16 protein-coding genes are annotated in these 20,615 nt (G+C 65.1%); 6 read left to right on the forward strand and 10 right to left on the reverse strand.

Annotated elements, in window-relative coordinates; genetic code table 11:
* Positions 1–3 precede the first annotated feature (3 nt).
* The 8 genes from pdxA to CAL18_RS10680 form a co-directional block, all read right to left on the reverse strand.
* Positions 4–1,059 carry a 4-hydroxythreonine-4-phosphate dehydrogenase PdxA gene (gene pdxA, locus CAL18_RS10645; protein WP_094817824.1) on the reverse strand — a complete coding sequence of 352 codons (1,056 nt, stop codon included), beginning with the start codon at positions 1,057–1,059 and terminating at the stop codon, positions 4–6.
* Positions 1,056–2,270, reverse strand: a complete 1,215-nt coding sequence (dtnK, locus tag CAL18_RS10650; RefSeq protein ID WP_094817825.1) for a D-threonate kinase — start codon at positions 2,268–2,270, stop codon at positions 1,056–1,058. The genes pdxA and dtnK overlap by 4 nt, the downstream gene beginning before the upstream one ends.
* 2 nt (positions 2,271–2,272) lie before the next feature.
* Positions 2,273–3,301: a 2-keto-3-deoxygluconate permease gene (locus tag CAL18_RS10655; RefSeq protein ID WP_094796261.1), complete on the reverse strand. Its 1,029-nt coding sequence runs from the start codon at positions 3,299–3,301 to the stop codon at positions 2,273–2,275.
* Between the two features lie 476 nt (positions 3,302–3,777).
* Complete coding sequence (thpD, locus tag CAL18_RS10660) at positions 3,778–4,701, reverse strand: ectoine hydroxylase (protein ID WP_026638349.1); 924 nt, start codon at positions 4,699–4,701, stop codon at positions 3,778–3,780.
* A gap of 16 nt (positions 4,702–4,717) precedes the next feature.
* A complete protein-coding gene (locus CAL18_RS10665) occupies positions 4,718–5,119 on the reverse strand; it encodes an ectoine synthase (RefSeq protein WP_026638350.1) in 402 nt (133 codons plus the stop codon).
* Positions 5,116–6,423: a diaminobutyrate--2-oxoglutarate transaminase gene (gene ectB, locus CAL18_RS10670; RefSeq protein ID WP_026638351.1), complete on the reverse strand. Its 1,308-nt coding sequence runs from the start codon at positions 6,421–6,423 to the stop codon at positions 5,116–5,118. The genes CAL18_RS10665 and ectB overlap by 4 nt, the downstream gene beginning before the upstream one ends.
* Positions 6,424–6,530: 107 nt before the next feature.
* Complete coding sequence (gene ectA / locus CAL18_RS10675) at positions 6,531–7,094, reverse strand: diaminobutyrate acetyltransferase (protein WP_094796260.1); 564 nt, start codon at positions 7,092–7,094, stop codon at positions 6,531–6,533.
* Positions 7,091–7,639 carry a MarR family winged helix-turn-helix transcriptional regulator gene (locus CAL18_RS10680; RefSeq protein WP_026638353.1) on the reverse strand — a complete coding sequence of 183 codons (549 nt, stop codon included), beginning with the start codon at positions 7,637–7,639 and terminating at the stop codon, positions 7,091–7,093. The genes ectA and CAL18_RS10680 overlap by 4 nt, the downstream gene beginning before the upstream one ends.
* A gap of 342 nt (positions 7,640–7,981) precedes the next feature.
* Here CAL18_RS10680 and CAL18_RS10685 point away from each other — a divergent pair, with 342 nt between their 5' ends.
* The 4 genes from CAL18_RS10685 (at position 7,982) to CAL18_RS10700 (ending at position 14,166) form a co-directional block, all read left to right on the forward strand.
* Complete coding sequence (locus CAL18_RS10685) at positions 7,982–8,884, forward strand: MurR/RpiR family transcriptional regulator (RefSeq protein ID WP_231494521.1); 903 nt, start codon at positions 7,982–7,984, stop codon at positions 8,882–8,884.
* A 73-nt stretch (positions 8,885–8,957) separates the two neighbouring features.
* Positions 8,958–10,298 carry an aspartate aminotransferase family protein gene (locus tag CAL18_RS10690; RefSeq protein WP_026638355.1) on the forward strand — a complete coding sequence of 447 codons (1,341 nt, stop codon included), beginning with the start codon at positions 8,958–8,960 and terminating at the stop codon, positions 10,296–10,298.
* A 116-nt stretch (positions 10,299–10,414) separates the two neighbouring features.
* Positions 10,415–11,419 (forward strand): TAXI family TRAP transporter solute-binding subunit, encoded by a 1,005-nt coding sequence (locus CAL18_RS10695; protein WP_094817826.1) that lies wholly within the window; start codon positions 10,415–10,417, stop codon positions 11,417–11,419.
* Between the two features lie 131 nt (positions 11,420–11,550).
* Entirely contained in the window at positions 11,551–14,166 is a 2,616-nt protein-coding gene (locus tag CAL18_RS10700) for a TRAP transporter permease (RefSeq protein ID WP_026638357.1), read from the forward strand.
* A gap of 132 nt (positions 14,167–14,298) precedes the next feature.
* Here the strand turns inward: CAL18_RS10700 and parC are convergent, their stop codons facing one another.
* Together parC and CAL18_RS10710 are read right to left on the reverse strand one after the other, a co-directional pair.
* The gene (parC, locus tag CAL18_RS10705) at positions 14,299–16,614 is read right to left on the reverse strand and encodes a DNA topoisomerase IV subunit A (protein ID WP_094817827.1); all 2,316 of its coding nucleotides are present in this window, start codon (positions 16,612–16,614) and stop codon (positions 14,299–14,301) included.
* 40 nt (positions 16,615–16,654) lie between these two features.
* Entirely contained in the window at positions 16,655–18,616 is a 1,962-nt protein-coding gene (locus CAL18_RS10710) for a DNA topoisomerase IV subunit B (RefSeq protein ID WP_170940320.1), read from the reverse strand.
* A gap of 306 nt (positions 18,617–18,922) precedes the next feature.
* Here CAL18_RS10710 and trxA point away from each other — a divergent pair, with 306 nt between their 5' ends.
* Entirely contained in the window at positions 18,923–19,249 is a 327-nt protein-coding gene (trxA, locus tag CAL18_RS10715) for a thioredoxin TrxA (RefSeq protein WP_026638360.1), read from the forward strand.
* Positions 19,250–19,353: 104 nt separating this feature from the next.
* Positions 19,354–20,610, forward strand: a complete 1,257-nt coding sequence (rho, locus tag CAL18_RS10720; RefSeq protein ID WP_026638361.1) for a transcription termination factor Rho — start codon at positions 19,354–19,356, stop codon at positions 20,608–20,610.
* Positions 20,611–20,615 lie beyond the last annotated feature (5 nt).

The following is a 20,615-nucleotide window of genomic DNA, read 5'->3' on the forward strand; positions in this document are numbered from 1 at the left end:
GAATCAGTCTCCGGTGGTGGAGCGCGCAGTTTCCCATACATGCGACCAGCCCGGGGCCAGATGGGCGGCGCGTTCGGCAGCCAGCACCAGGCTTTCTTCGCGGGCGATGCCCTTGCCGGCGATGTCGAACGCCGTGCCGTGGTCGACCGACACGCGCACCACCGGCAGCCCCACGGTGATGTTGACGCCGTCATCGCCATACACCGACTTGAACGGCGCATGGCCCTGGTCGTGATAGCAGGCGATGACGAATTTCCATTTGCCGCGCACGGCCTGCGGGAACAAGGCGTCTGCCGGGATGGGGCCGGCGGCGCGGATGCCCGCCGTGTTGGCCTCGGCCACGGCAGGGGCCAGGATGTCGGCGTCTTCGGTGCCGAAAATGCCGTTTTCCCCTGCGTGGGGGTTCAGGCCTGCCACGGCCACGGGCTCGTCGCCGCGCCCGAGCGCGCGAGCGAACGATCCGGCCAGCCGCAGCACGGCGCGCATGCGCTGCGGGTTGACGTCTTCGATGGCCTGCCGCAACGACACGTGGGTCGTGGCATGGAAGATGTACAGGTCGCCCGCCGAAAGCACCAATGAAAATGTCTTGACGCCGAACTCGTGTGCCAGCAACTCGGTATGGCCGGGCCATTTGTGGCCCGCCAGGTGCATGGCCGCCTTGTTCAGGGGCGCGGTGACGATGCCGTCGATGCGTCCCGCGCGGGCCAGCGCGCAGGCGGTGGTGACAAAGCGCACCGAACCGTCGCCGGCGTCGGCGCTGAGTTCGCCTGGCGGCACATGCTCGAGCGTCGGACCAGCCTGGATGATCTCGATTGTGCCCGGTGTGTTCTGCACCTGCTCGGGCCCTTCGACCACCCGCACGCGCGATGCGTCGGCGCCCAGGGCCAGCGCAGCCTTGCGCATCGCGCCCGCATCGCCTACCACCACCAGGCGGGCCTTCTGCCGCAGGTCGTCATGGCCCAGCAGCATCTTTGCGGTGATTTCCGGCCCGATGCCGGCGACGTCGCCCAGCGTAACGGCCAGAGTAGGAATGCGGACAGGCGTTGCGTCTTGTGTCATGCGGGAAACCTCCGTTCGCGGACCGCACGCGCGGCCCGGATCAATACATCGTCAGTGCCAAAGCCGCCGGCCTTGGTCACAATGGGCAGCCCGGCGGCCCTGCCGCCGGTAAGCGTGCCCAGGGGCACGCCGCCCATCACCTCGTCGACCAGTGCGATGCCGCCGGCCTGCAGTGCGGCCAATACGGCGCTGGCGCCATCGCCGCCCGTAGCCACCACGCCTGCTGCGGCGTCGCCCTGGATAAGCCGGCCCACCAGTTCGCCCAGGCGGGCGGCGACGACGTCGGATTCGAGATCGTCGCGCCGACCCTCGGGGGCCAGCAACAGCAACGTGCCCGGGCCGCTCGCCGCAGCTTCGGATTCGCAGACCTGCGCGGACCAGTCGCGCCAGGCATTTGCATCGGCCAGTTGCGCCAGCGAAGGTGACCAGGTGCGGGCGCCCGCCGCCTGCAAAGCCTGCGCCTGTCGGCGCGAAGCGCTGTGCTGCGACGTCACCACGACAATAACCGTTCCCTGCGATTCGGCGCTGGCCCACTGGCGCGCCAGCGGAATGGCCAGGCCGCCCGACCCCACCGGCAGGGCGCGCTCGCCCATGAGCACGATGGCCTGGGCCAGGCGATCCAGTTCGCCGGTGGTCTGCGCATCCACGACCACGACAGCTCCGGCAGCCGCGATGCGGCCGGCCAGCTCATGCGGCGATTCATCATCACGCATGGACAATTGCGCGCCATCCAGCAGCGTGGGGATATGGCTTTCGGTAACCGGCGTCACGGGGTCGGTGGCCGCCGAAGTCTCTGTGACCGGCCGGCCGTCTACATAAAGCACGCCCTCGCGCACCGTACGTCCGGTTGCCGGAAATGCCGGGCACACCACCGCCACCGCGTCCTCGCGCCAAGCTGCGCGCGCCGCGTCGATCTCGGCGCGAAACGCCCCGCGCAGTGTCGAGTCGACTTTTTTGTACAGGCGCCGCACACCGGCCGCACGCAGCGCGGCGACATCTTCGCGCACCACGGCGGCTGCCTGCGCGCCGGGCAGCGGACGGCTGTGCGTGGTTACCGCGATAACTTCGGCGCGGTGTGCTGCCGGGTCGGACAGTGCCTGGCTGGCGCGGCCCACCGACAACTGCGTGGGCCAACCCGCGCGCACGAATTGCACAGCCGTATCGCCCGACCCGGTCAGGTCGTCGGCCACGATGGCGATGAATGGCGCCATGCTTACACCCGGGCGTCGGGAATTGCCTGCGCGGGTTCGCCCATGGCGAGCGCCACATCTTCAGCAGGCTTGAGCTCGCCGGCGCGCTTCAGGAAATACGAGGCGAGCAAGGGGGCCATGATCGAGCTGATCAGCACGCATGCAGCGACCTGCGCCGTGGCGGTGCCGACGTACTGCTGCAGCGACGGATCGGCTGCGGCCACGACGGCCGGGGTGGCGATCGCGTTGCCGGCGGTGGTGCCGGCCGCAAAGCCGATACCGCTCTTGCCGCCACGACGCAGAATGTAGCGGTAGCCCAAGTACACGAGATAGCCGGTGATGGGGCTGATCAACAGGCCCAGGATAAGGCCGCTCATGCCGCCCGACACGACGGCGCCCAGGTTGATGCCCGTGCCCAGCGCAAAGGCGAAGAACGGGATCACGATGTTCGGCACGGGTTTGAGCACGTTGCGCCATTGCACATCGAGGTTGCCCACCACCACGCCAAGCAGAAACGGCACCAGGGCGGCGATCAGCGCGCTCACCGGAATATCGGCCAGGCCCGACGCGCCCAGGAACAACAGGCTGAAGAAAGGGCCGTCGTTGACGGCGCTGGCCACATAAGCGCCGCGGTCACGGCTGTCGCCGTATTGCCCCGTATAGGCCAGCCACAGGCCACCGTTGCTGTTGTCGAAGGCGGCCAGCATCGCCAGGATGGAGACACCCAGCACGCCGTCCAGGCCCACGTAACTGCCCAGCAGCACAATCAGCGTGGCCGGCACGATGGTTTTTGTCAACAGGATGGTGCCCGCCGTGGCCAGGATAGGCCCGCCGGTGCGCATATTGACCTGGGTGCCCGTGGCGAAGATCAGCAGCGCGATCAGCGGCAAGGCGCTGTTCTTGAACAGCGCCGTGGTGAACCCGCCAATTGCCAGCGCGTCGGGCGCGAACGTGCCGATGATGGATCCCAGGATCAAGGGGAGCAACATCAGCCCGCCCGGCACCTTCATCATGGCGGCGAACATGGGAAAACGGGAAACCTCGGAGGTCATGAAGTGTCTCCAGTACCTTGTCAGGAAGTAGGTAGCAGGCCTGGCTGGCCCGGTGAACCGGGATATTCCGGCGCGTAAAACGGCTAGTGTACCCGATACGTACAGCCTGTACGTACAGTATCCCTACCCTGCGGGTGCTCATAGCCATCGTACCGGCAAGTCGGGCAGATCCGGCGCCCGGGGACACCCGCAGGGAGCCAGCCACGCACTCGGCAAATGTGCGGCTCCGTGCTGATGATGGGTGTCTGACACCCTTCGGGAGTCAGACACCTGTTGGGCGGAATGGGCGGGCTAATGCTGCTGGGGGTGTCTGACACCCTTCGGGAGTCAGACACCTGCTTGCGGGGGTTGGGTGTCTGACTCCCGGAGGGTGTCAGACACCGTTCAACAAGCGCACATCCGGCCACGCGTAGCGCCTGAAAACAAAAACCCCGCAGGGCGGACCTTGCGGGGTTGAAGGGAGCGACCGGCGCCGCCTATTCGACGAGCTTGAGCTTGTCCAGCGGCGTGACGGCCTTGAAGGCCTTGCGGGTGGCGATGTGCTCGGGGCGCGGCTCCAGCCCGTACTTGGGCGGCTGCAGCGTGTTTTCCATGCTGTTGTACACCATGAACACATTCGAGCGCGGCCACGGCGAAATGTTGCTGTTGGAGCCGTGCATCGTGTTGCAGTCGAAGAACACCACGGAGCCGGCCTTTGCCGTCATCGTGCGGATGCCGCCCTGCTCCACCAGCAGTTGCAGGCTGACCGGGTCGGGCACGCCATACTCCTGCTTCTTCAGCGACTGCTTGTAGTGGTCACGCGGCGTCTCGCCCACGCACGAAATAAACTGGCGATGCGAGCCCGGCACCAGCATCAGCGGGCCGTTGCACTCGTTGTTGTCGGTAAGCAGCACCGAGCAGCTCAGCGCACGCATCGACGGCATGCCGTCCTCGACGTGCCAGGTTTCGAAATCGGAATGCCAGTAGAACTCCTTGCCCTTGAAGCCCGGCTTCAGGTTGGCGCGCGACTGGTGGATATACACCTCGGAGCCCAGCAGCTGACGGGCCACGTTGGCCAGGCGCGGATCGCGGGTCAGGCGGGCAAGCATGGGGCTCAACACATGCACCATGAAGATCGAGCGCACCGCATTGCTGCCCGGCTCGGTAATGGCCTCTTCGCGGCGCACAATGGCCGGGTCGCGCGTCATGCGCTCGACCTCATTCACGAGGGCCTGGACTTCTTCTTCGGTAAACAGGTTTTCCAGAAGCAGGAAGCCATCCTGTTCATAGCGCTGGACCAGGTCGGCCGACAACGCATCGGCGTACTTTCCTTCGCCATAGACCACCGGGTCCTGACGGGCAATGATGGCGGAACTGCGATCCGTACGCGAGGCGTACGGATCCTGTGCAGGTGAGATCATGTTCGTCCTCCTGTTCTCAGGCCGCTTCTTCTTCGGCGGGCAGCGCATAGACGCCTTCGGCATCGTGCACTTCCTGACCGGTCAGCGGCGGGTTGAATACGCAGATGACGCGCAGCGGCTCTTTACCGCCGCACAGCCAGTGTTCGTCGTGTTCGTTCAAGGCATACACCACGCCCGGCCCCAACTCGTACGTCTTGCCGTCGGCAACGGTCTCGATCGTCCCGTCGCCTTCGATGCACCAGACCGCTTCAAGATGGTTCTTGTAATGGATGTGGGTGCGTCCGCCGGGAAAAATGGTGGTCTCGTGAAACGAAAAGCCCATGCCGTCCTTTTTCAGCAGCACGCGGCGGCTGACCCAGGTTTCGGTGCGGACTTCGTCCGGAGTGCCAATCACATCTTTCACATTGCGTACGATCATCGACGTTTTCCTCCAAATTTCAATACTTGGGCAGATTGCCCCGATTCGCCCAGCGCGTCGGCCACTGAGGCCTCGATGGCTTCCAGGCCGCGGGCCAGATGTTCATCTTCGATGGTGAGCGCGGGCAGCAGCTTCAGCACCTCGTCATGCGCGCCCGACGTCTCGATGACGACGCCACGCTTGAATGCGTGCTGCGCGATGCGGTTGGCGAGAGCCGGTTCCGCAGTGGCCACCAGACCCTGGATAAGCCCGCGACCCCGCACAGCCAGGCCGGCGTTGGGGAAGCTGTGGGCCAGGTTTTCGAGCCAGTCGCGCACCAGGCGCTCCTTGCGCTGCACTTCGTTGGCGAACGCATCGCTGGACCAGTAGGTGTCCAGGGCCTGCGTGGCCGTGACAAAAGCCAGGTTGTTGCCGCGGAACGTGCCGCTGTGCGCGCCGGGTTTCCAGATATCGAGTTCCGGCTTCATCAGCACCAGCGACATGGGCAGGCCATAGCCCGACAGGGACTTCGACAGCGTAATGATGTCGGGGCGGATGCCGGCCGACTCGAAGCTGAAGAAGCTGCCCGTACGGCCGCAACCAACCTGGATGTCGTCGACGATCAGCAGCATATCGTGGCGGCGGCACAGCTTTTCCAGCTCTTTCAGCCAGCGCAGCGTCGCCACATTGACCCCGCCCTCGCCCTGCACCGTTTCCACGATGACACCGGCGGGCTTGTCCATGCCGCTGCTGGGGTCGTCCAGCATGCGTTCCAGATAAGCAATGGTGTCGACGTCGGGACCGAAGTACCCGTCGTAAGGCATGAAGGTGGTGTTGCCCAGCGCAAAGCCGGCAGCATCACGGAACTTCATGTTGGCCGTGGCGGCCAGCGAACCGCCGCTGACGCCGTGGAAACCGTGAGTGAACGAGATAATGTTGGGGCGCCCTTTTACCTGGCGCGCGATCTTCAGCGCGGCCTCGACCGCGTTGGTGCCCGTGGGGCCGGTGAACTGCAACGTGTACTGCCAATTACGCGGCTTGAGCAGCACGCGATCGACGGTTTCAAGAAACTGCTTCTTGGCGCTGGTGGCCATGTCCAGGCCGTGCACCACACCATCGGACTCGAGATACTCGAGCAGCTTTTCCTTGAAGACAGGGTTGTTGTGGCCGTAATTGAGAGTGCCTGCACCACTGAAAAAATCGATGTATTCGCCGCCGTCTTCATCGATCAGGACAGAGCCTCTCGCCTGGTTGAATATCACCGGAAACGACCGGATGTAGCCACGCACCTCCGACTCCATCCGGTCAAAGATTTTCAAGTCCATAGGATCCTCCCTTCATTTCGTGAATTGACGGATACAGCGGTGCCGCACGGCCCGCAAGACCGTGAAACCCGTGCATCCCCTTTCGATAGGCACTTGCCTGGCCGCCCCTAGCGGGACGGCAGCGAGAACGGGCCTATCTTCAACAGCATCTCGTCGTCATGGTCCGCACCCCCGAACAGCTGCCTGTCGAAGAAGGGCTGTTCGGAGATATGCGCGCCGAGCTCGCCGGCCAGGCCGGCGAAAGTACGGCGCGAAGCCTGGTTGCCAGGCCCCACCGTGGTTTCAAGATGACGAACATGCGCGAGCCCCGGGCGCTGCAGGAGCTCGCCTAGCATGGCGCGGCCCAATCGCTGGCCGCGCGCGCGGGAATGCACCGCAACCTGCCAGACGAAAATCACGTCGGGCCGGTTGGGTGGCAAATAAGCGGAAACAAACCCATCGATGCGGCCGCCGGCGCTTTCGGCCACCACGCAGGTGTCGGAAAAGTGCTCGCACAGCAGCAGATAGGCGTACAGGGAATTGACGTCGAGTGGCGGGCACTCGGATATGAGGCGATGCAGCGCGGCGCCGTCGCTGCGGCGGGGGGCGCGGAACTGCGCGCGCGCTGCCGCCGCCGCCGGCTGGGCAGCCGTGGTAATAGGTGAGTTGGGTTCCAGATTCACTTCCCTCATACGACCAGTCCCGATTCAGGTGGCGTGCCGCCCGTGGGAACTTCAAGAATGGGCGAGGCCACATCGCCATGCGTTTCCACCGCATGCCCTTCTTGTTCCATCAGCGCGACGATGCGCTCGAGCGCGAGCGTGATGGTGGCCTGCTCGAGCTCGGGCAACGCGTTCAACGCGTCGGCCAGGTGCTTTTGCAGGGGAGAAGGCGCCTTGTCGGCCAGTTCGCGGCCGGCATCGGTGGCGGTTACGAATACGATGCGCCGGTCTTCGCGACCGCGCTCGCGCCGCACCAGCCCTTTGTCTTCGAGGCGGTCGAGTATGCCCACCACCGTACTGGGGCTGACGTGGATTTCACGGCTGATAGCCGTGGCAGTAAGCGGCCCATTGGCGATTACTGTGCGCAGGCACATCAGCTGCGGCGCCGTGATGTGGCTGACCGCCGCCAGCTGGCGCGAATGCAGCGCGATCGAGCGCGTGATGCGGCGCAGGGCACGCAGAATGCGCAGATCGTAATGCTGCTGGGACGGTTCGGGCTTCGTGACGTTGTTCATGACTGAAAATAGTTCAGTAGGATTAATTTCTACTCAAATCATTCTACCCAGATAATATGTGCTGCCGGGCCGCAGGTCAACCTTGCCTGTCCATAAAATGTGAACAAATGCGTTCAGATTTCGGCAAGTTGACGAACAATGCGTGCAATTTACCTATTACCCGGAGAAAATCCTCCTGCACCCTGGCTGGTAGCAATTAGCTTGCCCGAGGCGTCGGGGAATACCCTGAGGCGCCAGGAAACACATGTTTTTTAGTGCAGGATTTATTTATCATGTGTTTTTTTGTGCGCCTGGCCTCTTTTAACCGTGTTGTCTTCGCCCCCTTTGCCGGTCATACAGCGGTTGCAAAGCTTGCTCGAGCAATTGCCGCCCGAACTGCAGCGCGCCGCGCACTGGGTAGCCGACCACCCCGCCGAGGTGGGCCTGTGGTCCATGCGCCGCCAGGCCCAGGCATTGGGCGTGGCGCCGGCCACAATGCTGCGGCTGGCCCGTGCTGCCGGCTTTGACAGCTACGAAGATTTCCGCGCGCCCTTCCAGGCTGCCCTGACGGGCGTGCGCCCCGCCAGCCTGCGCGAGCGGGCCGCCGAACTGCAGGCCGCCCAAGGCGACACGGACACACCGGGGCACGACGCCCTTACCGAACTGCAGTCCCGCGCCATCCGCTCGGTGTGCTCGCTCAACAGCTCGGTAGCCTTTGACGCCACCGTCAAGACCTTGCTGCAGGCTCGCCAGGTGGGCTTTCTGGGCACGCGCTCTGCCTTTGGCATTGCCTTCCAGATGCATTACGCGTACCAGCTGGTGCTGCGCAACAGCGTACTTATTGACGGCCTGGGCGGACTGGAAGCCGAATCTATCGATAACCTGCGCGATTGCGACGCATTGATCGCGATTTCACAGTCACCCTACCCCGCCGCCACCGTACGGCTGGCGCGCCAGGCGGCGCAGCAGGGCGTGGCGGTTATCGCCCTGACTGACGACGCGTTGTCGCCGCTGGCGGTCGATGCGCGCCACGTGCTGGTGTTCGAGCGCCCCGACCGCGACGGCGTGCGGCACCAGCCAATGCAACGGGGTCCGGGCTCATTCTTCCATACCACGGCGGGCCTGCTCGGGCTGGCCGAACACCTGATCGCGCGCCTGACGGCGCGCGGCGGCGTCGAAGTGCTGAACCGCCTGAGCGAAATCGAAGAACGCATGCAGGCCGACAAGGTTTTCTGGTCTACGCACCCGATGCAGCACAGTCCCTGACCGCCGCGCCCCGGATGTTTCACGCAGACGCCGCGCGGCGCCCTTTCTTGCCTACTTACCTGATACGACCGACATGAGCACCACCCACGTCTTTCACCGATCATTGCGCGCCACGCCTGCCGTGGCGGTACGCGGCCAGGGCGCCTGGCTATATGACAGCGCGGGGCGCGCCTACCTGGACGGATCCGGCGGCGCCGCCGTGTCGTGCCTGGGCCACAACCACCCCGATGTGCAGGCGGCCATGCACGCACAGATCGACCAGTTGGCCTATGCGCACACCAGCTTCTTCACCACCGAAGTGGCCGAGCGCCTGGCCGACAACCTGGTGCAGCACGCGCCGGCCGGAACCAGCCATGCGTACTTTGTGTCGGGCGGCTCCGAGGCTGTCGAGGCCGCGCTGAAGATGGCGCGGCAGTATTTCGTCGAAATCGGCCAGCCGCAGCGCCGGCACATCATCGCCCGTCGCCAGAGCTACCACGGCAACACGCTGGGCGCCCTGGCGGTAGGCGGCAACGAATGGCGCCGCGAGCAGTTCAAGCCGCTGCTCATCGACGTCACGCACGTTTCGCCCTGCTACGAATACCGCGACCGCCGCGACGACGAGACCCCGGAAGCCTACGGCGAACGCCTGGCTCGCGAACTCGACGACACCATCACGCGGCTGGGCGCCGACAGCGTGATGGCTTTCGTGGCCGAGCCGGTGGTGGGCGCCACGGCAGGCGCCCTGACACCGGTGCCGGGCTATTTCCGCCGCATCCGGGAAGTGTGCGACCGTTACGGCGTACTGCTGATCGCCGACGAAGTCATGTGCGGCATGGGGCGCACCGGCACCCTGTATGCGGTGGAACAAGAGCAGGTCGTGCCCGACCTGATCACCATCGCCAAGGGGCTGGGCGGCGGCTACCAGCCGATAGGCGCGGTCATGGCGCAGGAAAAAATCGTGGCTGCCATGAGCGCCGGAACCGGCTTCTTCCAGCACGGCCACACCTACCTGGGCCATGCCACCGCCTGCGCCGCCGCGCTGGCCGTGCAGAACGTCATCCAGCGCGACGGCCTGCTGCAGCGCGTGCGCGACCAGGGCGCGGGCCTGCGCGAGCGGCTGCAGGCAACGCTGGGCGAGCATCCCCACGTCGGGGATATCCGCGGCCGCGGCCTGTTCATGGGCGTGGAACTGGTGGCTGATCGCGCCACCAAGCAGACGTTCGACCCCCAGCTCAGCCTGCATGCCCGCATCAAGCGCGAGGCCATGTCCCGCGGGCTGATGGTTTACCCCATGGGCGGTACTATTGACGGCCAGCGCGGCGACCACGTACTGCTGGCGCCGCCCTTTATTATTTCTGACGACGAACTGGACCAGCTGACCGAGCGGCTGGCGGGCGCGATCGACGCGGCCATTGCCCAGACCCGGTCGTAGGATTATTGACGCGCCAGGGCACAACCCCGGCGCCGCTACGCCGCGCCCGGACACGGGCGCGCCAATCGCCGGAAACACCGGTATTCTTACGGGGAAAATCCTCAAAAGGAGTTTGTATGAGCAAGTCTGTCAAACACACCTTGGGCACTAAAAAAGGGTGGGGACTGGCCGCGGCGTGCGCGGCGGTGGCGATGGCATTCGCCGCTCCCACGCCTGCTTCGGCGCAACAGAAGTTCGTCAGCATCGGTACTGGCGGCGTGACGGGCGTCTATTACGCCGCCGGCGGCGCCATCTGCCGCCTGGTCAATAAAGACCGTTCCTCGCACGGCATCCGCTGCTCGGTCGAGTCCACCGGCGGCTCGGTGTTCAACGTGAACACCATCAAGGCGGGCGAACTGGACCTGGGCGTGGTGCAATCCGACGTGGGCTACAACGCCTTCAACGGCGTGGGCCAGTTCAAGGACGCCGGCAAGTTCGACAAGCTGCGCTCGGTGTTCTCGATCCACCCCGAACCGTTTACCGTAGTGGCGCGCAAGGAAGCCAACATCAAGTCGTTCGAAGACTTCAAGGGCAAGCGCTTCAACGTGGGCAACCCCGGCTCCGGCACGCGCGCCTCGATGGAAGAGCTGCTGGCCACCATGGGTTGGACGATGAAAGACTTCGCCCTGGCTTCGGAACTGCGCCCCGATGAGCACGGTTCGGCGCTGTGCGACGGCAAGATCGACGGCTTCTTCTATGGCGTGGGCCACCCCTCGGCCAACATCCAGGACCCCACCACCACGTGCGGCGCGCAACTGGTGTCGCTGACGGGCCCGGCGGTCGACAAGCTGGTGGACAAGTACCCCTACTATGCCCATGCCACCATCCCCGGCGGCCTGTATCCCAGCAACCCCAACGACACCAACACCTATGGCGTGACGGCCACGTTCGTCACCTCGGCGGATGTGCCTGATGAGGCCGTCTACACGGTTGTCAAAGCGGTGTTCGACAACCTCGACGACTTCAAGAAGCTGCACCCCGCTTTTGCCCACCTGAAGGCTGAAGACATGGTCAAGAACGGCCTGTCCGCGCCGCTGCACCCCGGCGCCGAGAAGTACTTCAAGGAAAAAGGCCTGCTGTAATGCTGCGCCGGCCGGCCACGCGCGCACCGCGGCGGCGTGGCCGGCCCTGCTTTTCACCATAGCGCCCCGGCGCGCACCGTGCACCAGCGCGGCGCGCGCTTGCGGGCCACCCGAACATTCTGGGGAAATTAATGAAGACCGAGCCGTCTACTACGACAGCCGATCTGGAACAATTGGTCGCGGATGTCGACCGCGGCGGGCGCCAGTGCGGCGGCATCGCCGGCGCCACGCTCGCCATCGGCGCCCTGATGTGGTCGCTGTTCCAGCTTTGGTATGCGTCGCCCCTGCCCTTTGCGTTGAGCTGGGGCATTTTCAACGACACCGAGGCGCGCGCGCTGCACCTGGGCATTGCGATGTTCCTGGGTTATCTGGCCTATCCCGCCCGCAAAAGTTCCCCGCGCGACCGGATGCCGCTGCACGACTGGGTGCTGGCCTTCATCGCGGCTTTCTGCGGTGCGTACCTGTTCCTTTTCTATAAAGAGCTGGCGGGCCGCCCCGGGCAGCCCACCACGATGGACGTGACCGCCGCCGCCATCGGCCTGCTGCTGCTGCTGGAAGTCACGCGCCGCTCGCTGGGCCTGCCCATGACGGTACTGGGCGCCGTGTTCGTGCTGTATGTGCTGGCAGGCCCCTGGCTGCCCGATGTACTGGCCCACCGGGGCGCATCCATCGAACGCCTGGCCTCGCACATGTGGCTGACCACCGAAGGGGTGTACGGCGTGGCGCTGGGCGTGTCAGTGTCATACATCTTCATCTTCGTGCTGCTGGGGTCGCTGCTGGACAAGTGCGGCGCCGGCAATTACATGATGCAGGTATCGTTCGCCCTGCTGGGCCATTTGCGCGGCGGGCCCGCCAAGGTGGCCGTGGTGTCGTCGGCCGTCAACGGCCTGGTGTCGGCGTCGTCGGTGGCCAACGTGGTCACGGGCGGCATCTTTACCATTCCGTTGATGAAAAAGGCCGGTTACGGCGGCGTCAAGGCCGGCGCGATCGAAACGGCTTCGTCTGTCAACGGCCAGATCATGCCGCCGGTGATGGGCGCCGCCGCTTTCCTGATGATCGAATACGTCGGCATTCCGTACACGGACATCATCCGCCACGCCATCCTGCCCGCGTCCATTTCCTATATCGCGCTGTTCTACATCGTGCATCTGGAAGCGCTCAAGCTGGGCATCCAGCCCATGATGGCCGGCGGCAAGCCGCGCACGGCGCTGCAGAAGCTGGCCGGCTGGGGCATGGGCATTTCCGGCACGCTGATCGTCATGGGGCTGATCTACTGGATCGGCATGGGGGTCAAGGCCGTCGCAGGCGACGCCGCGCTGTGGATACTGCTTGCCATCCTGGTGGCGCTGGACATCTGGCTGTTGCGCATCGCCGCGCAGCATCCCGACCTGCCCGAAGAAATCAGCGTCACCAACCCGGTGCGGCCCGAACCCTGGCCCACGGTGCGGGCGGGCCTGCACTTCCTGATCCCCATCGGGATACTGGTCTGGTGCCTGAGCATCGAAGAACTGTCGGCCGGGCTGTCGGCCTTCTGGGCAGCTGTGGCCATGCTGCTGCAGATGGTCACCCAACGCCCCATCATGGCCTGGTTCCGCGGCCAGGAGGTCGCCCCCGCCTTGGGGCGCGGCTGGCGCGAAGCCATCGGCGGGCTGGAGGACGGCGCACGCAACATGATCGGCATCGCCATCGCCTGCGGCACCGCGGGCCTGATCGTGGGCGCCATCACGCTGACCGGCCTGGGCCTGCGCATGACCGCGTTCGTCGAACTCATTTCGATGGGCAACGTGCTGCTGATGCTGGTCTTCACCGCCGTGGTGTGCCTGATCCTGGGCCTGGGCATGCCGACCACCGCCAACTATATCCTCATGGCCACCCTGATGGCTCCGGTAGTGGTGGAACTGGGCGCGCAGAACGGCCTGGTGATTCCCCTGATCGCCGTGCACATGTTCGTGTTCTATTACGGCATCATGGCGGACATTACGCCGCCAGTGGGTCTGGCCACGTTCGCCGCGGCGGCGATCTCCGGCGAAGACCCCATCAAGACCGGCATACAGGGAACCACGTACGCCCTGCGCACGGCGGTACTACCCTTCATGTTCGTCTTCAATCCGCTGCTGCTGCTGATCGACGTGCATGGGTGGGCAGAACTGCTGCTGGTCGTGGGTGGCGCCACGCTGGCATCGCTGACTTTCGCGGCCGCCACGCTGGGCTGGATGCGGGTGCGCTGCAATGCGTTCGAGGTCGTTATTCTGCTGCTGGTGACCTTCATGCTGTTCCGTCCGGACTGGTTCATGAACCACATATCGGACAAGTATGAAGACCGGCCTGCCGCGGATATCGTCTCCATCGCCGCAGACATGCCCGATGGCGGCCGCCTGGTGGCCGTGCTGCATGGCATGAACATCGAAGGCGACGAGCTCACCAAGACGGTGGCCGTGGCACTGCCCGCGCTGCCCGAAGACGACACCAGCACCGGCGCGGCCGCGGGCCGCAAGCGTCTGGCCGAGGCCGGCCTGATGGTGACCGCGCTGGGCGACCAGGTGCAGATCGGCGCCGTGCAGTTCGGCAGCCGCGCCCGCCGTGCAGGCTGGGAACAAGGCTGGGATGTGGTCAGCGTCAAGACGCCCAACCCGCAACGCCCGTCGGAGTTCTGGGTGTATGTGCCTGCGCTGTTGCTGCTGGCCATGGTGTGGGCCATGCAAGGCCGGCGCGAAAAGCGCCAGAACGGCGGCCTGGCCGTCGCCTGACGGCGCCGAAGGCCGCTCACGCCAGTGTCTGAGCCCCCGCGGCAGCCAGACACTGGCGTGCCTGCCGGTTACCGGGGCGTCTGACTCCCACAAGGGCGTCAGACGCCATTTCCGGGCCGACTTCTTGCTTCTTTACAGTACCGGTGACAGCACGGGTTGCTTGGGCCGCACGTCCAGCATGCGGCCCTTGCGGGCGCGCTTGCCCACGTAGGGCTCCAGCGCCGCGCCGGCCAGAATGTCTTCGGTGGGCTTGTTTCGGTAGATGCCGGCTGCGCGCAGGCCGCCTGCACCGACAGGCACGGTTTGCGCCAGCTTGTCGGCGGCGTCCAGGCCCATGAGCACAGTGCCGCGCCCCCCGCCGGAAAGCACCTTTACCTCGTCCAGCCCGAAGACCAGGCACTTGCCCTTGGCCGACAGCAGCGCAAGTTGCCTGGCGCCCTCGAAAAGCGGCACCGGCCGCAGCAGCGCGTCGCCCTGCTCGAGCGTGATGAACTGCTTGCCGGCGCGCTGGCGCGACATCATGTCGCCATGACGCACGGCGAAACCGAAACCGCGCTGCGTGGCCAGCAGCCAGCGGGTGTCGGCGCTGGCCACCACGCTGTGCACAATGCGCGTGCCGGGGCCCAGGTCGATCATCGAGGTGACCGGCTGGCCATCGCCGCGCGCCGACGGCAGCCCGGCCACGGGCACGGAGTACACCCGGCCGTTGTCGCCGATGGCGATCAGGGTGTCGGTGGTGCGGCATTCGAAAGCGCCGTACATGCTGTCGCCCTGCTTGAAGCTGAACTGCGACGCATCATGGCCGTGCCCCTGGCGAGCCCGCAGCCAGCCCTTCTGCGAAACGATGACCGTAACCGGCTCGTCCAGCACCTTGGTCTCCAGCACCGCGCGCTCCGCCGTTTCGATCAGCGTGCGGCGGTCGTCGCCGTATTGCTTGGCATCGGCCTCGATTTCCTTGACGAGCAGGCGCTTGAGCGCAGCGGGATTGTCCAGCAGCTCTTGCAGGCGGCCCTGCTCTTCGCGCTTGCCTGCCAGTTCTTGTTCTATCTTGAAGCCTTCCAGGCGGGCCAGCTGCCGCAGGCGCATTTCAAGAATGTCTTCGGCCTGCCGTTCCGACAGCCGGAAGCGTTCCATCAGCGCGGGCTTGGGCTCGTCGGATTCGCGGATGGTCTGGATGACCTCGTCCACGTTCAGGTACACGACCATGCGCCCTTCCAGCACATGGATGCGGTCGATGACCTTGTCCAGGCGATGGCGGGTGCGCCGCACCACGGTGTCGGTGCGAAACGCCACCCATTCGGTCAGGATGTCGCGCAGGCCCTTCTGCCGGGGCCGGCCGTCGGTGCCGATGCACACCAGGTTGACCGGCACGCTGCTTTCCATGCTGGTCTGGGCCAGCAGCGTATTGACGAACTCGTCGCGATCGACGCGCGAGGTCTTGGGCTCGAACACCAGCCGCACGGCCGCGTCCTTGCCGGATTCGTCGCGCACCGCGTCCAGCAGATTGAGCATGACGGCCTTGCTCTGCTGCTGGTCGGGCGTCAGCGTTTTCTTGCCCGCCTTGACCTTGGGGTTGGTGATTTCTTCGATTTCTTCGAGCACCTTCTGGCACGACGTGCCGGGCGGCAGTTCATACACCACCAGCTGCCACTGCCCGCGCGCCAGCTCCTCGAAGCGCCAGCGGGCCCGGGCCTTGAGCGAACCGCGGCCGGTGGCGTAAATCTGGGCGATATCGGCCGGCGGGGTGATGATCTGGCCGCCGCCCGCGAAATCGGGCCCCGGCACCATCGCGTGCAGTTCTTCGTCAGGCAGCCTGGCCTGCTTGATGAGCGCAACGCAGGCCTGGGCGACTTCGCGCAGGTTGTGCGACGGAATTTCAGTGGCCATGCCCACTGCAATGCCGGACGCGCCGTTGAGCAGCATGACGGGCAGCCGCGCCGGCAGGCTCTGCGGCTCGAGCTGGCTGCCGTCGTAGTTGGGCGCGAAATCAACGGTGCCCTCTTCGAGTTCGTCGATCAGCAGGCGCGAGAAAGGCGTCAGGCGCGCTTCGGTATAGCGCATGGCCGCCGCGTTGTCGCCGTCGCGCGAACCGAAGTTGCCGTGCCCGTCGATCAGCGGATAGCGCAGTGTGAAGTCCTGCGCCATGCGCACCATGGCATCGTAGGCAGCCTGGTCGCCGTGCGGATGGTATTTGCCCAGCACGTCGCCGACCACGCGCGCGGATTTCACCGGCTTGGCGCCAGGGCCCAGCCCCATGTCCTGCATGGCATATAGGATGCGCCGCTGCACGGGCTTCTGGCCATCGCCCACATCGGGCAAGGCGCGGCCGCGCACCACGGAAACCGCATAGTCCAGGTAAGCCTGTTCGGCGTAGCGGGCCAGCGTGATGGCCTCGTCGGCCTCGTTGGCCGCCGCATCGAACAGGCCGGGTTGGTTGCTGTCTGTCATTGGTTTTCGGAGTTGCGTAAAGACTGGCGGGCGGGGCGGCTCAGATGTCGAGCTCGGCCAGGTTGCCCTTTTCTTCGATCCAGGCGCGGCGCTGCGAAGATTCGCCCTTGCCCATCAGCATGTCGAACATGCGCGTGGTGTCTTCGGGCGTAAGGCCGCCGTAGCCCACCGGCAACAGGCGCCGCGTATCTGGGTTCATGGTGGTTTCCCAGAGCTGTTCGGGGTTCATTTCGCCCAGCCCCTTGAAGCGGCTGATGCTCCAGGCGCCTTCGCGCACGCCTTCCTTGCGCAGCTTGTCCTGCGCCGCTTCGAGCTCGCCCGTGTCCAGGCAGTAGATCTTGCGGGCCGGACGCTTGCCTTGCGCGGGGACGTCCAGGCGGAACAGCGGCGGCCTGGCCACGTACACATGCCCCGCCTCGACCAGCCTGGGAAAATGGCGGTAGAACAGCGTCAGCAGCAGCACCTGGATGTGGGAACCGTCTACGTCGGCATCGGACAGGATGCAGATGCGACCGTAGCGCAGGCCCGACAGGTCGGGCGTGTCGTCCGGCCCGTGCGGATCCACCCCTATGGCCACCGCGATGTCGTGGATTTCGTTGTTGGCGAACAGGCGATCGCGGTCGACTTCCCAGGAATTGAGCACCTTGCCGCGCAGCGGCAGAATGGCCTGGAATTCCTTGTCGCGGCCCATCTTGGCCGAGCCGCCCGCCGAATCGCCTTCGACCAGGAACACTTCGGTGCGGCTGGCGTCGGACGATTCGCAATCGGTGAGCTTGCCCGGCAGCACCGCAACGCCCGAACTCTTGCGCTTTTCGACCTTCTGCGCCGAGCGCGCGCGCGCCTGGGCCTGGCGGATGGCCAGTTCGGCCAGCTTCTTGCCATATTCGACGTTGCTGTGCAGCCAGAGGTCGAGCGCGCTCTTGACGAAGCCTCCCACCAGCCGCACGGCGTCGCGGCTGTTCAGGCGCTCTTTGATCTGCCCCTGGAATTGCGGGTCGAGCACCTTGGCCGAAAGCACAAAGCTGGCGCGGGCAAACACGTCTTCGGGCAGCAGCTTGACGCCCTTGGGCAACAGGCCATGCAGTTCGGCGAAACCCTTGACCGCGCCGAACAGCCCTTCGCGCAGCCCCGATTCGTGCGTACCGCCCGCCGGCGTGGGGATGAGGTTGACGTAAGACTCGCGCACGGCGTTGCCGTCTTCGGTCCAGGCCACCACCCATTGCGCGCCTTCGCCGCCGGCGAAGGTTTCGTGGTCGGCGTCGGCGTATTGCTGCCCTTCGAAGAACGGCACCATGAGCGCCGCGCCGGCCAGCGCCTCGGACAGATAGCCGCGCAGCCCTTCGGCGTACTGCCACGTTCGGGTGTCGCCGGTTTTCTCGGTGACCAGCGTGACCTTGACGCCCGGCAGCAGAACGGCCTTGCTGCGCAGCAAGTGCGTCAGTTCGCCCAGCGGAATGTGCGGGCTGTCGAAGTACTTGGCGTCGGGCCAGACCCGTACGCGGGTGCCGGACTTTTTGCGCCCGGGCTCGGAATGCGGGGCCAGGCTTTCGGCGACGTCGCCGCCCTGGAACACCAGGCGGTGCGCGCCGCCATCGCGCCACACCACCACCTCAAGGCGGCTGGCCAGCGCGTTGGTGACCGACACCCCCACCCCGTGCAGCCCGCCCGAGAACGCGTAGGCGCCGCCGCCCTGCTTGTCGAACTTGCCGCCCGCATGCAGCCGGGTGAATACCAGTTCGACCACCGGAGCGTTTTCTTCGGGATGCAACCCTACCGGAATGCCGCGCCCGTCGTCTTCGACCGACACGCTGCCATCGGTGTGCAGGGTGACCTGGATCTGCTTGCCATAGCCGGCCAGCGCCTCGTCGGCGGCGTTGTCGATGACCTCTTGCACCACGTGCAAGGGATTTTCGGTGCGGGTGTACATGCCCGGGCGCTGGCGAACGGGCTCGAGCCCCTTCAGAACCCGGATGGACGCTTCGGTGTAACGTGGTGTAGCCAAGTTATCCCCAACATCTGTGGAAAAAAACCGACATTTTACGGACAAGTCCAGATTCTGCGCGGCCTGAGGTGGGATGCGCACGACCTGACCACGCCCGAATTCGGTACCATGGAGTGCTTGCAGTCCGGCTGCCGCGCCTACCAGGCCGGCGATGCCCCGGGGCCGCGCCGCCACATCCTACACAAAAGCGGCGACCCCTGTTGTTATCAACAGTGGTATGCTTGAATCCTTGTTTTTATCCATCCAGAACAAACCGAAAACGGCAGAGTCGCCCGCGCGGCCCATGCTGCTGAACCGAGAATCACCATGAGCGAGCAAATCAAGAACGTCAGCGACGCAAGCTTCGAGGCCGATGTGATCAAGTCCAGCCAGCCGGTGCTGGTCGATTACTGGGCCGCCTGGTGTGGCCCGTGCAAAATGATCGCCCCCATCCTGGAAGAAGTCGCCGCCGAATACGCCGGCCGCCTGACGGTCGCCAAGCTCAACGTCGACGAAAACCAGGATACCGCGGCCAAGTACGGCATTCGCGGCATTCCCACCCTGATGCTGTTCAAGAATGGCCAGGCAGCCGCCACCAAGGTCGGCGCGCTGTCTAAATCGCAACTCACCGCCTTCCTGGACGGCGCGTTGTAAACTACGTGAATCCCGTGCGCCGGCACTGCCGGCGCCCATATGCCGCGCGGGCCCGTCCGTGGCCCGCCGCCAAAGCCCTTCTCTGATATCCCCCTTTCACCGCGATGCACCTTAATGAACTGAAGGCGCTGCACGTCTCGCAGCTGCTGGAAATGGCCGCCGGCCTGGAAATCGAAAACGCCAACCGCTTGCGCAAGCAAGAGCTCATGTTCGCCATCATGAAACGGCGGGCCAAGCAGGGCGAGCAGATTTTCGGCGACGGCGTGCTGGAAGTACTGCCCGACGGTTTCGGATTTTTGCGTTCCCCCGAAACCTCGTACTTGGCCAGCACCGACGACATCTACATCTCGCCGTCGCAGATCCGGCGCTTCAACCTGCACACGGGCGACTCCATCGAAGGCGAAGTCCGCACCCCCAAAGACGGCGAGCGCTATTTCGCCCTGGTCAAGGTCGACAAGGTCAATGGCGTGGCGCCCGAGGCGATCAAGCATCGCATCATGTTCGAGAACCTGACGCCGCTGCATCCCAACCAGCCGCTGCGCCTCGAACGCGACATCAAGAGCGAAGAAAACCTCACCGGCCGCATCATGGACATCTTCGCGCCCATCGGCAAAGGGCAGCGCGGCCTGATCGTGGCCAGCCCCAAGTCGGGCAAGACGGTGATGATGCAGCACATTGCGCACGCCATCACCACCAACTACCCGGACGCGGTAATGATCGTCCTGCTGGTAGACGAGCGCCCCGAAGAAGTCACCGAAATGCAGCGTACCGTGCGCGGTGAAGTCGTGGCCTCCACCTTCGACGAGCCGGCCACCCGCCACGTCCAGGTGGCCGAGATGGTCATCGAGAAGGCCAAGCGCCTGGTCGAAATGAAGAAAGACGTGGTGATCCTGCTGGATTCCATCACCCGCCTGGCGCGCGCCTACAACACGGTGGTGCCGGCCTCGGGCAAGGTGCTGACCGGCGGTGTGGACGCCAATGCCCTGCAGCGTCCCAAGCGCTTCTTCGGCGCGGCGCGCAACCTCGAAGAAGGCGGCTCGCTCACCATCCTGGGCACGGCGCTGATCGAAACCGGCAGCCGCATGGATGAAGTCATCTATGAAGAATTCAAGGGCACCGGCAACTCCGAAGTCCACCTTGAACGCCGCCTGGCCGAAAAGCGCGTCTATCCGGCCATCAACCTGAACAAGTCGGGCACGCGCCGCGAAGAGCTGCTGATCAAGCCCGAGTTGCTGCAGAAAGTCTGGGTGCTGCGCAAGTTCATCCACGACATGGACGAAGTACAGTCGATGGAGTTCATCCTCGACAAGATGCGCGCCACCAAGACCAACGCCGAATTCTTCGAGATGATGAAGAAATAACGCGC

The sequence above is a fragment of the Bordetella genomosp. 7 genome (assembly GCF_002261415.1).
Lineage (GTDB): Bacteria > Pseudomonadota > Gammaproteobacteria > Burkholderiales > Burkholderiaceae_B > Bordetella_A.

Excerpts from the sequence above, each read along its gene's own strand:
- pdxA (WP_094817824.1), bottom strand. The coding sequence starts at position 1,059 with ATGACACAAGACGCAACGCCTGTCCGCATTCCTACTCTGGCCGTTACG.
- dtnK (WP_094817825.1), bottom strand. The coding sequence starts at position 2,270 with ATGGCGCCATTCATCGCCATCGTGGCCGACGACCTGACCGGGTCGGGC.
- CAL18_RS10655 (WP_094796261.1), bottom strand. The coding sequence starts at position 3,301 with ATGACCTCCGAGGTTTCCCGTTTTCCCATGTTCGCCGCCATGATGAAG.
- thpD (WP_026638349.1), bottom strand. The coding sequence starts at position 4,701 with ATGATCTCACCTGCACAGGATCCGTACGCCTCGCGTACGGATCGCAGT.
- CAL18_RS10665 (WP_026638350.1), bottom strand. The coding sequence starts at position 5,119 with ATGATCGTACGCAATGTGAAAGATGTGATTGGCACTCCGGACGAAGTC.
- ectB (WP_026638351.1), bottom strand. The coding sequence starts at position 6,423 with ATGGACTTGAAAATCTTTGACCGGATGGAGTCGGAGGTGCGTGGCTAC.
- ectA (WP_094796260.1), bottom strand. The coding sequence starts at position 7,094 with ATGAGGGAAGTGAATCTGGAACCCAACTCACCTATTACCACGGCTGCC.
- CAL18_RS10680 (WP_026638353.1), bottom strand. The coding sequence starts at position 7,639 with ATGAACAACGTCACGAAGCCCGAACCGTCCCAGCAGCATTACGATCTG.
- CAL18_RS10690 (WP_026638355.1), top strand. The coding sequence starts at position 8,958 with ATGAGCACCACCCACGTCTTTCACCGATCATTGCGCGCCACGCCTGCC.
- CAL18_RS10695 (WP_094817826.1), top strand. The coding sequence starts at position 10,415 with ATGAGCAAGTCTGTCAAACACACCTTGGGCACTAAAAAAGGGTGGGGA.
- CAL18_RS10700 (WP_026638357.1), top strand. The coding sequence starts at position 11,551 with ATGAAGACCGAGCCGTCTACTACGACAGCCGATCTGGAACAATTGGTC.
- parC (WP_094817827.1), bottom strand. The coding sequence starts at position 16,614 with ATGACAGACAGCAACCAACCCGGCCTGTTCGATGCGGCGGCCAACGAG.
- trxA (WP_026638360.1), top strand. The coding sequence starts at position 18,923 with ATGAGCGAGCAAATCAAGAACGTCAGCGACGCAAGCTTCGAGGCCGAT.
- rho (WP_026638361.1), top strand. The coding sequence starts at position 19,354 with ATGCACCTTAATGAACTGAAGGCGCTGCACGTCTCGCAGCTGCTGGAA.